The following is a 9,728-nucleotide window of genomic DNA, read 5'->3' as shown; positions in this document are numbered from 1 at the left end:
CGGAAATCGGGGTCCTGAAAAATGCGGCGGAAGAGGCTGAGATTCGTCTTGATGCCGCCGACGAAGTACTCGTAGAGCGCGCGTTGCAGCCGCGCTATGGCTTGCGCGCGCGTCTCGCCGTAACCGACCAGCTTGGCGAGTAGCGGATCGTATTCCATGGGGACGGTCCAGCCCTCGTACATGCCGCTGTCGCGCCGGATGCCCGGGCCCGACGGCGCGATCAGCATCGTGATCATGCCCGGACTGGGGAAGAAATTGTTGTCGGGGTCCTCGGCGTAGATGCGGCACTCGATGGCATGGCCGCGCTGGGTGACATGCTGTTGTTGAAACGGAAGCGCCTCGCGGGCAGCAATCTGGATCTGCAGTTGCACCAGGTCGAGGCCGGTGACCAGTTCGGTGACCGGATGCTCCACCTGGAGGCGCGTGTTCATCTCGAGGAAGTAGAAGTTGCGCTGCTCATCGACGAGGAACTCGACGGTGCCGGCGTTGGTATAGCGCGCGGTTTTGACGACACGAATGGCAACTTCGCCCATGCGCCGGCGCATGTCGGGCGTGACGATGGGCGACGGACATTCTTCCAGGACTTTCTGGTGGCGCCGCTGCAACGAGCACTCGCGCTCGCCGAGGTACACCGCGTGACCGTGCTCGTCGGCCAGGACCTGCATCTCGATGTGACGCGGGTTGACAATGAGCTTTTCGAGGTAGACCTCGTTGTCGCCGAAGGCGCTCTGCGCCTCGCTGCGGGCGCCGTCGTAGGCACTGCGCAGTTCGGCCGCCGAATGCACGGCGCGCATGCCCTTGCCGCCGCCGCCGGCCGCGGCCTTCAACATGACCGGATAGCCGATCTGCCCGGCGAGCGTTTGCATCTCGCCGAAATCGAGGCCGCGCGAGGAACCGGGCACGAAGGGCACACCGGCCCTTTCCATTTCCTGGCGGGCGCGGGTCTTGGAGCCCATCATTTCCATCGCCGCGGCGGTGGGTCCGATGAACTTCACGCCCGCATCCTCGCAGGCGCGGGCAAAGTGCGCGTTCTCGGAGAGGAATCCGTAGCCGGGATGAATGGCCTGGGCGCCGCTGCGGCGGGCGACGTCAAGGATCTTGCCGATATTCAGGTAGGACTCGCTCGCGGTGGCGGGGCCGATGGGGTAGGCCTCGTCGGCCTTGCGGACGTGCAGCGAGGCGCGGTCGACGTCGGAGTAAACGGCGACCGAGCGGATGCCGAGTTCGCGGCAGGCGCGAATGACGCGCACCGCAATCTCGCCGCGATTGGCAATCAGGACTTTCTTGAACATAGGCAAAGCAATTCAATGTAACCCTCACTGGAACCGCCGCCAATGAGGCACATCACAATAACCTGTGCGGCCGATTTGCGGAAGCGGCCGAAAACTCACTACAAAGGACACGAAGGGACACGAAGGGAGATAGAGCAAGAGAAAAGCCCGATCTCTTGACCGGGCTTTCGGGTGAGCTGGAGCGAGAGACGGAGGCCTTGCGCCTGGCGCTTCGGACCTATTTATTTGTCGACGGTGATGCCACCGGGCTGATTGGCGATCTTCTGGGCCTTCTCGGCCTTGACGGCCATCGTCCTCTTGACCCAGTCGTCGGCTTTCTTCAGGTCTTCCTCGCGGGCCTGCGGATCGCCGCACTCGATGTCGGCCTGCTCGCGCCACATGAGGTTCAGGTACGCCATGGCATCGTCATAGTCGGGCCGCAGCTCGATCGCCTTCTGCAGCACGGTCATGCCTTCCTGCACCGAAGGGGTGTTCTTGGCTCGCAGCTCTTCGCAGACCTTCTTATCCTTGATGGCCTCTTCGGGCTTCAGGCCGAGCTTGGCTTTTTCTTCCATGCGCGGCTGGTAGGTCTCGGTCCAATCGATCACGCCGATGGAGTAGTAGACCTCGGGATCGTTGGGATCGAGGTCCTTCACCTTGGTGTAGTACTCCTTGGCCTGGCCCAGCTTCTTCATCTGGAAGTAGAGCGAGGCGATGCCCTTCAAGCTGTTGACCTGCGCCTCGTGGTGGGGATTGGTGCTCAGGACGTCCTTGAAGACGTCGATGGCCTGCTCGGCATTCTTGTTGTTTTCCGGCGTATCGGCGCCGGGAACATACTGGTTGGCGTACGCGGTAGCCAGATAAAGCTTGGCATTTATGAGTCCGGGGTCGAGCGCCACCGCGTTCTTGAATCTTTCGATCGCCTCTTCGTACTTGGCGTTCTTGTAAGCCTGGACACCCTTGTTGAGCTGATCGCGAGCACGCAGCTTATTGCAAGCGGTGGAGCCCATCAAGGCCAGGACCACGGCGAGAAACGCCAGGATTCGTGCGCCTCTGTTCATTTGCTTCTCCATCGGGCCCGCCACCGGTTGGTGTCTGGCAGCGCACCCATAAAAACGATTTGTGATTCAGTGATTTGTGATTGGGTGATTGGCGCGAGTCGCAAGCAAATCACCCAATCGGTAAATCGCACAATGGTTATCCGCCCTGCTCGATCTTGGCGGTGATCAGGCCGACCTTTTCGACGCCGGCGGAGTGCGCGATGTCGATGACCTGGGCCACATCGGCGAAGAACAGCTCGGGATCGGCCTTCACGAACATCACCTTCTCGGCGCGCGTCTTGTAGATCTCCTCGAGGCGGCCCTGGAGCTTGTCCCAGGTGACGTCTTCCTGATTAATCTTGAGGGCCGGCTGGCCGCCACCGCCGCCCTGAAGGAGCTGGACCACGACGGTGCGATCGTTGGGCGTAGTCTGCTGCTTCTGGTCCTTGGGTGGCTGCGGAACGAGGGCATCGAGCCCCTTGGGCGTCATTGGGGTGATGACCATGAAGATGATCAGCAGCACCAGCAGGACGTCGATGAGGGGCGTGACGTTCATGTCCGCCGAAGGACCGCCGCCCGAGCCAACTGTCATTGACATACAGAAATCCTCTCTACTACTTAATCTCAGCCACCCTTCCCAAAGCAGTGCGGGTGGGGCAGCAAACCTATTTCGGGGCCGCCGGAGTCTGCGTAGCCGACGGCGGGGCCGGAGGCGCGCCCTGCCTGCGCTGCTCGGTGAGCAGACCCAACTGGTCCACGCCGGCGGCGCGGACGTTATCGACCACTTCGGCCACGACGCCGTACTTGGCACGGGCATCGGCGCGGACGTACACGCGCTTGTCGGTGCGGCTGGCCAGCTTGTCCTTGATCTTGTTGGTCAACTGATCGGGAGCAATCTGATCGCTGATGAAGTACACCTTGCCGTCGCGGGTGACTGCGACCAGCAACGCGTCTTCCTTCTCCGCGTCGGGCATCAGGCTCGGATTATTGGTCTTGGCCAAGTCCACGCTGACACCCTTCTGCAGCATGGGCGTGATGACCATGAAGATGATGAGCAGGACCAGCATCACGTCCACCATCGGGGTGACGTTGATGGTGGAGTTGACTGCCATAATTCGCTTTGCGATTGCCATGTTTCCTCGCTACCGGCCATGCGGCAGGTGTCGCGCGGCGGCAGGCTTTGGCGCCCCACCCTGGCAAAATCGGCCAGGGTGGGGCACCCAACTCATGCTCGCGCGTTACGTTCGCCGTTACTTCCGGGCCATGCCGCGACGCTTCAGGAAGTAGTCGATCAGCTCGCTGGAGCTGTTGTCCATTTCGACGTCGAACGCTTCCACGCGGCCGGACAGGTAGTTGTACATCATGACGGCGGGGATGGCGACGAACAGGCCGACGGCCGTAGTCACCAGGGCTTCGGAAATGCCGCCGGCTACCGCGCCCAGACCGGTCGCCTTGTTCTCGGCGATGCCCTTGAACGCGTTGATGATGCCGACCACGGTGCCGAGCAGGCCGACGAAGGGGGCGGTGGCGCCGATGGTGGCCAGACCACCGAGTCCGCGCTTCAGTTCGGCGTGGACGATGGCTTCGGCGCGCTCGAGGGCGCGAAGGCTGGCTTCGATCTGCTCGCCCGGGATATCGTTGCTTTCGCCGTGGGCCTTGAATTCCTGCAGGCCGGCGGTGACGACCTTCGCCAGGTGGCTCTTCTTGCTACGTTCGGCGACGCGGATCGCTTCGTCGATCTTGCCTTCACGCAGGGCGCCGGCGACGGCCGGAGCGAATGCGCGCGACTGCTTGCGGGCGGCGCTGAACGCCATCCAGCGGTCGATCATGACGCCAATCGACCAGCCTGACATGATGAACAGGATGATGACGACGATCTTTGCCAGAATGCCCATCTGATGCCACAGCGAGATGGGATCCCATGACACCGCTGCTTCCTGGAACATCCAGAGAGCGACGGTGTGGGCATTCGAGTAAACCACAGTTGCCAAGTTTGTGACGAGCATGAGTTGCTTTTTCCTCCTCAAAACACTTCGAATCGGCGATTTGCCTTGCTAGCGTCCCGCTGAAGCGCCGTCTCTGCACATCAGCAGGGTGGTTAAAACCGTCCAGACCCAGAAGCTTGCGAAAGCTGCCGGCAGCAGCTTGCAAATCCTGTGCTGGTTAGGATGGCAGCGGCGGGTCCTAAGCTGCCCGCCACCGCTTCTCCAAAAAGATATCTCCGAGAAAATACTGCCTGGATCGTCTTGCCTCCCACCCTTCGCCAAACGCGGGCGCCAGGGTGGGCCACCCAGTTAGCCGGAGAGCGTGAAATTGACCGTAATCTGCGTTTCGACTTCCACCGGCTCGCCGTTGAGGAAGTAGGGCTTGTAGCGCCACTGCTTCACGGCTTCGATGGCCGCCGGCGCCAGCATCGGGTGGCCGCTGACCATATGCAGGTTCTGAATGGTGCCGTCCTTGGCAATCACGGCCTGCAACACCACCGTTCCCTGGATGCGCGCCTGGCGCGCCAGCGCCGGGTAGGTCGGTTTCACCTGGTGGACCAGCAAGCCTTGGGAGACGCCCTGCGAAACGCGAACGCGTGTCGGAGTCGCCACCTTGGGCACGGCCACCGGAGTCGAGCTGATGATGCCGCCGATCACGCCGCCCATCTGGCCGCCCGGAACGCCGCCCGGCACGCCACCGACGACGCCGCCAATACCGGAGGTTGGAGGAGGAGTGTCCTCTTCCTTGATCATCTTGACCTTTTCCGGGATCTTGGTGGGAGTGCGCAGCGCGCCCTGATCAACTTCGCTGATGATCTTCTCCACCTTCACCACGGCCGCCGCAACCGGCGGAGGGGGAGGAGGGGGAGGAGGGGGAGGGGCCACGAGGAAGGTCATTAACTGCTGCCTGGGCAGCGCTTCCGTGTAGATCAGGGGGATCAGGATGAGGATTCCCAACAGAATCCCCTGCAAAATGAACGAGACCACGGTAGTAGCGCCACGCCGTTTTGCCCCGAACCGTCCGCCTGATTCGATGAGGCTGTCTTCAAACATAATCCTGTTCTCCGGTACAGACTGTCCCAATGTCTACATTAGACACCGGGGACGCGAAATTTGCTCCCTGCAGTCGGGCAGGTGCCCCGATTTTTTCTTGCGACCCGGACATCTCCCGGCAAGGCGCGCCAGAACTCCTGAACCCATTTCCCGCACATCAGAAAAGCGCCGACGTGAGGGGCACCAAGGACCCATGCGACCGGCACAGGACCAAGGTTTAACCTTTCGCCCGTACCTTTTCCCGGTCGCGCCGTCCGGAGGCTACCGCCACCTGGGCCGGCTGTCGAGCTTTGCGCAAACGCCAATCCTGGTATGCAACCAGCATTGGCGAAGCGATAAAGATCGACGAATACGTGCCGATCACGATACCGATCACCAAAGCCAACGAGAACCCGTGCAGCACCTCTCCGCCGAAGAGGAAAAGCGACAACACGGTCAAAAACGTGAGGCCCGACGTGAGCACGGTCCGGCTCAGCGTCTGATTGATGCTGCGGTCCACAATCTCGGCCAGTGATTCGCGGCGCAGCAGTTTAACATTCTCGCGGATTCGGTCAAACACCACGATGGTGTCGTTCATCGAATAGCCGACCAGGGTGAGGACGGCGGCGACGACGGTGAGCGAGATTTCAATATTTAAAAGCGAAAACGCGCCGACGGTGATGAGCGTGTCGTGGAAGCAGGCGACGACGGCGGCCACGCCGTAAATCAGCTCGAAACGGAACCACAAGTACACGAGCATGCCGAGCAGCGAATAAAGAATGGCCAGCTTGGCCTGCGTCTGGAGCTGCTGTCCAACCTGCGGGCCGACGATTTCCACGTTACGGACGGCAAAGTCGGAAACGTAGAACCCATCGTTGAGCGAGCCCACCACCTCCGCCGCGATACCGCCGCGGGAAACATCGTTCACGGAGCTGAGTACGCCGCCGCTGTCCTTGTCGCGGAAACTGGTGATCTGCTGGGCGAGGGCGGCATAGCGCTGGGCGGCGTCGGTACCGGCGTGCAGCGGGTCCTTCGACATCAGGAATTCGGAGACGTCGAGGGCGCTGGCGTTGTTGAGGTCTTTCTTGCCGGCGGCAGGAGTGACCGGTTCGAGCGCGCCGATGATCTGATTCTTGCCCTGGTCGAGCGCCTGTTCGCTGGTCTCCTTGATATCGAGCGCGATCAGCACTTCGTTGTTCTTGGCTTCGCCGAAGCGCTGGATGCGGGCGTTGTGCAGGCCGGATTTGTCGATGGCGGAGCGAATGGCATTGTTGTCGGGCGGATGGGTGAATTTCACGTACACCACGGTGCCGCCGCGGAACTCAACGCCCAGCGGGACCCACTCGCCAGTGTTGTGCTTGCGGACACCCATCGAGATGAGGCCGGCAAGGCTGAAGACCAGCGAGAAGGCCAGGAAGTACCACTTGTACTTCAGAAATTGGATATTCGGGTTCCGAAAAAACTCCATGAATTGCCCTACTTTGTCGATGGCCGGCGGTCGATGGTCGAGGGCCGGCAAGTCAAATCACTAACAAAAACCGTTCCCAGATCGAGCCGATGGCCAACGGCCATCGACCGATTAAATGCTCAGCGCGTCGCCGCGCTTCAGGTTGTTCACGTGCGCGTCGAAGATCACGCGCGATACGAACACGGCGGTGAACAGGTTGGCCAGCAGACCGAAGGTCAGCGTGACGGCGAAGCCCTTCACCGGGCCGGTACCGAAGATGAACAGGATGAAGGCGGAGACGATGGTGGTGACGTGCGTATCCACGATGGTCACCCAGGCCCGGCCAAATCCCTGTTCCACCGCGGAAGGAGCCGTCTTACCGTTGCGCAACTCCTCGCGAATACGCTCGAAGATAAGCACGTTGGAATCGACGCCCATGCCGACGGTCAGGATCACGCCGGCGATTCCGGGCAGGGTCAAGGTAGCACCGCTGAAACCGAGGAACCCAAGCAGGATGATCAGGTTCAGGATCAGCGCCAGGTCGGCGTTGATGCCGGCGCCGCGGTAGTACACCAGCATGAAGACCATGACCGCGAGCATGCCGATGACGGCGGCCAGCACGCCGTGGCGAATGGAATCCGCCCCCAGCGAGGGGCCCACGGTGCTCTCCTGCAGGTAGGTGATGCCCGCCGGCAGAGCGCCGGAGCGCAGCACCATGGAAAGGTCCTTGGACTCTTCTTCGGAGAAGCTGCCAGTGATGCGGCCCTGATCGTGGATCTGCTCCTGGATGGTAGCCACCTGCTGGACCTTGTGGTCAAGCACGACGGCCAGCTTGTCGTTGACGTGGGCGCCGGTGAACTGCGCGAAGCGGCGGCCGCCTTCGGCGGTGAGGGTGAAGCCGACGGCGGGACGGTTGTTCTCGTCGCGCGTCATCTGCGCGTCACGAAGATCACGACCGCTCACGGCCGCGGTACGCGAAACGATATAGAACTGATCGCCGGTGTCCTGGGTGTTGCCGGCGCGGCGCTTCATCAGAGGACCTTCGGGCAGCAGCACCGTGTCCGGCGGGAGGATGCCGTTGTGCGCCTGGAGCGCCGCCTGTTCGGTGGGAAATGGCCCGTCAACCGCTTGCCGGATTTCCAACATGGCGGTGGACTGCATGATCTGCTTGACCCGGGCAGGATCGTCAACGCCGGGGAGCTGTACCAGGATCTGGTACTGACCCAGACCATGCTCCTCGATGACCGGCTCGCTGACGCCGAGCTGGTCGATGCGGTTGCGGATGGTCTCGATGGCCTGGGCCACGGCGCGCGTCTTGATGTCTTTGAGCGTCTGCGGCTTCATCGCCAGCACCCAGGAATTTTCCGGGCCGGAGCTGAGGTCGTAATCGGAAAGGCGGTCCTGCACGACGCTGCGCAGGTCGGCGGCCGATTCGGGTGGAACGCCCTTGATGAGGACGCGATCGGAATTATTGACCGGATCGGGCTTGGCGACGTCGGCGTAGGCGATGTTCTTGGCGCGCATCTGCTCTTTGAGCGTCTCGATGGCGCGATCGCTGTCGGAGTTCACCGCCTCGTTGACCCGGACCTGGAGAATGAGGTGAGTACCACCCTTGAGGTCGAGGCCAAGGTGAATGCGGTCCTGAATCGAGGCGATGAGCGACTGGCCGTTCAGTCCCTTCGGAATCCCGATAATGCCGATAAGGAAAGCCAGCATTACCGCGATAATGAAAACTGTTTTCCAGAGTAAGGTCTTATTCATGTTGTCAGTTGTCAGTTGTCAGTTGTCAGCTTTCAGTCGCCGGAACAGCTGACGACTGGCAACTGGCAACGAGCAACTAGCTCTTCAATTCTTCCGGTCCCATTACGGAGACGACGGCGTTCTTGCTCACTTCCAGCCGCAGATTATCGGGCGGAACGCGGAGATGAATCGAGGTGTCGCGCAGGGCGACGATGGTGCCCGCGATACCGCCCTGCGTCATGACGCGGTCACCCGTCTTGAGCTCGTTCAACATCAGCTGCCACTTCTTCTGCCGTTTCTGCTGCGGCATAATGAGCAGGAAATAAAAAATTACAAAGATCAGTATCAAGGGCAGCCACATCACCATGCCGCCGCCCCCGCCCGTCGATTGGGCCAGGATTGCCGTTATCGATTGCAAGCTGGTCAACTCCTGAGTTCTCCTCGTGCCTTTCCGGTCCCATACTTCACCAAGGGCGCGGCGGATTTGGTGTCTGCTTCTCCCACCCTTCCAAGACCGGTCAGGGTGGGGCACCCAAGCACCCTTGCAAAAGCGGTCAGGATGGGGCACACACACACCGATGCAACAATTTGTTCCTACGGGTGGATCGCTGCAGGGTCCCGGGAGCTCCCCGGCACCGGCGCCACGCCCACCCTTCCAAAATCAGTCAGGGTAGGGCACCCGGCTTGAGGAGCGAGGCCGGATCTTCCCGTTGGCATGGGGACTTCAAATTCTGAGACCGGATACCGGAAAGGAATTCCTGAATTCCCCAAGCTCTATAGATTGCCGCACTTGGCGCATGGTGTCAAGGTAGTAGGCCAGGTTGTGGACGCTATTCAGGACCTGCCCGAGGATCTCGCCGGTGGCGTACAGGTGGCGCAAATAGGCGCGGGAATAGCGGGCGCAGACCTTGCACCCGCAGTTCGGGTCGAGCGGGCCCTCGTCCTGGGCATAGCGGGCGTTCTTGATATTGACCTTGCCCTCCGAGGTGAACACCAGTCCATGGCGGGCGGCGCGCGTGGGAAGCACGCAATCCATCATGTCCACACCGAGACCGGCATAGGCGACGATTTCTTCCGGCGTGCCCACACCCATCAGGTAGCGGGGCTTGTCTTTCGGAAGATGCTCCAGTGTGGACTCGACGATCTCGCGAGTCAGTTGGCGGGGCTCGCCGACGCTGAGCCCGCCAATAGCGTAGCCGGGGAGATCGAGTTC

At 61.4% G+C, this 9,728-nt stretch carries 10 protein-coding genes; all 10 read right to left on the bottom strand.

Going from position 1 to position 9,728, the window contains the following annotated elements; genetic code table 11:
- Positions 1–1,292 (bottom strand): acetyl-CoA carboxylase biotin carboxylase subunit (locus tag VF515_02845; protein ID HEX7406568.1); only part of this gene is annotated, 1,292 nt, incomplete at its 3' end.
- Positions 1,293–1,513: 221 nt separating this feature from the next.
- A complete protein-coding gene (locus VF515_02840; protein ID HEX7406567.1) occupies positions 1,514–2,332 on the bottom strand; it encodes a tetratricopeptide repeat protein in 819 nt (272 codons plus the stop codon).
- 136 nt (positions 2,333–2,468) lie between these two features.
- On the bottom strand, positions 2,469–2,909 hold the full coding sequence (locus VF515_02835; protein HEX7406566.1) for a biopolymer transporter ExbD: 441 nt from the start codon (positions 2,907–2,909) through the stop codon (positions 2,469–2,471).
- Between the two features lie 67 nt (positions 2,910–2,976).
- Positions 2,977–3,444 carry an ExbD/TolR family protein gene (locus VF515_02830; protein ID HEX7406565.1) on the bottom strand — a complete coding sequence of 156 codons (468 nt, stop codon included), beginning with the start codon at positions 3,442–3,444 and terminating at the stop codon, positions 2,977–2,979.
- Positions 3,445–3,561: 117 nt separating this feature from the next.
- On the bottom strand, positions 3,562–4,317 hold the full coding sequence (locus VF515_02825; protein ID HEX7406564.1) for a MotA/TolQ/ExbB proton channel family protein: 756 nt from the start codon (positions 4,315–4,317) through the stop codon (positions 3,562–3,564).
- 288 nt (positions 4,318–4,605) lie between these two features.
- Positions 4,606–5,349, bottom strand: coding sequence for a TonB family protein (locus VF515_02820; GenBank protein HEX7406563.1), 744 nt, complete (start codon positions 5,347–5,349; stop codon positions 4,606–4,608).
- A gap of 217 nt (positions 5,350–5,566) precedes the next feature.
- Positions 5,567–6,796, bottom strand: coding sequence for a protein translocase subunit SecF (secF, locus tag VF515_02815; protein HEX7406562.1), 1,230 nt, complete (start codon positions 6,794–6,796; stop codon positions 5,567–5,569).
- A gap of 111 nt (positions 6,797–6,907) precedes the next feature.
- On the bottom strand, positions 6,908–8,491 hold the full coding sequence (gene secD / locus VF515_02810; protein HEX7406561.1) for a protein translocase subunit SecD: 1,584 nt from the start codon (positions 8,489–8,491) through the stop codon (positions 6,908–6,910).
- A 121-nt stretch (positions 8,492–8,612) separates the two neighbouring features.
- On the bottom strand, positions 8,613–8,942 hold the full coding sequence (yajC, locus tag VF515_02805) for a preprotein translocase subunit YajC (GenBank protein ID HEX7406560.1): 330 nt from the start codon (positions 8,940–8,942) through the stop codon (positions 8,613–8,615).
- A 297-nt stretch (positions 8,943–9,239) separates the two neighbouring features.
- On the bottom strand, positions 9,240–9,728 hold a 489-nt coding region (locus VF515_02800), incomplete at its 5' end, for a tRNA guanosine(34) transglycosylase Tgt (GenBank protein HEX7406559.1).

Source organism: Candidatus Binatia bacterium (assembly GCA_036382395.1).
GTDB lineage: Bacteria > Desulfobacterota > Binatia > HRBIN30 > HRBIN30 > JAGDMS01.
The sequence above is the reverse complement of the archived record's forward strand: the minus strand, read 5'-3'. Positions and strand labels throughout refer to the sequence as shown.

Excerpts from the sequence above, each read along its gene's own strand:
- VF515_02840 (HEX7406567.1), bottom strand. The coding sequence starts at position 2,332 with ATGAACAGAGGCGCACGAATCCTGGCGTTTCTCGCCGTGGTCCTGGCC.
- VF515_02835 (HEX7406566.1), bottom strand. The coding sequence starts at position 2,909 with ATGTCAATGACAGTTGGCTCGGGCGGCGGTCCTTCGGCGGACATGAAC.
- VF515_02830 (HEX7406565.1), bottom strand. The coding sequence starts at position 3,444 with ATGGCAATCGCAAAGCGAATTATGGCAGTCAACTCCACCATCAACGTC.
- VF515_02825 (HEX7406564.1), bottom strand. The coding sequence starts at position 4,317 with ATGCTCGTCACAAACTTGGCAACTGTGGTTTACTCGAATGCCCACACC.
- VF515_02820 (HEX7406563.1), bottom strand. The coding sequence starts at position 5,349 with ATGTTTGAAGACAGCCTCATCGAATCAGGCGGACGGTTCGGGGCAAAA.
- secF (HEX7406562.1), bottom strand. The coding sequence starts at position 6,796 with ATGGAGTTTTTTCGGAACCCGAATATCCAATTTCTGAAGTACAAGTGG.
- secD (HEX7406561.1), bottom strand. The coding sequence starts at position 8,491 with ATGCTGGCTTTCCTTATCGGCATTATCGGGATTCCGAAGGGACTGAAC.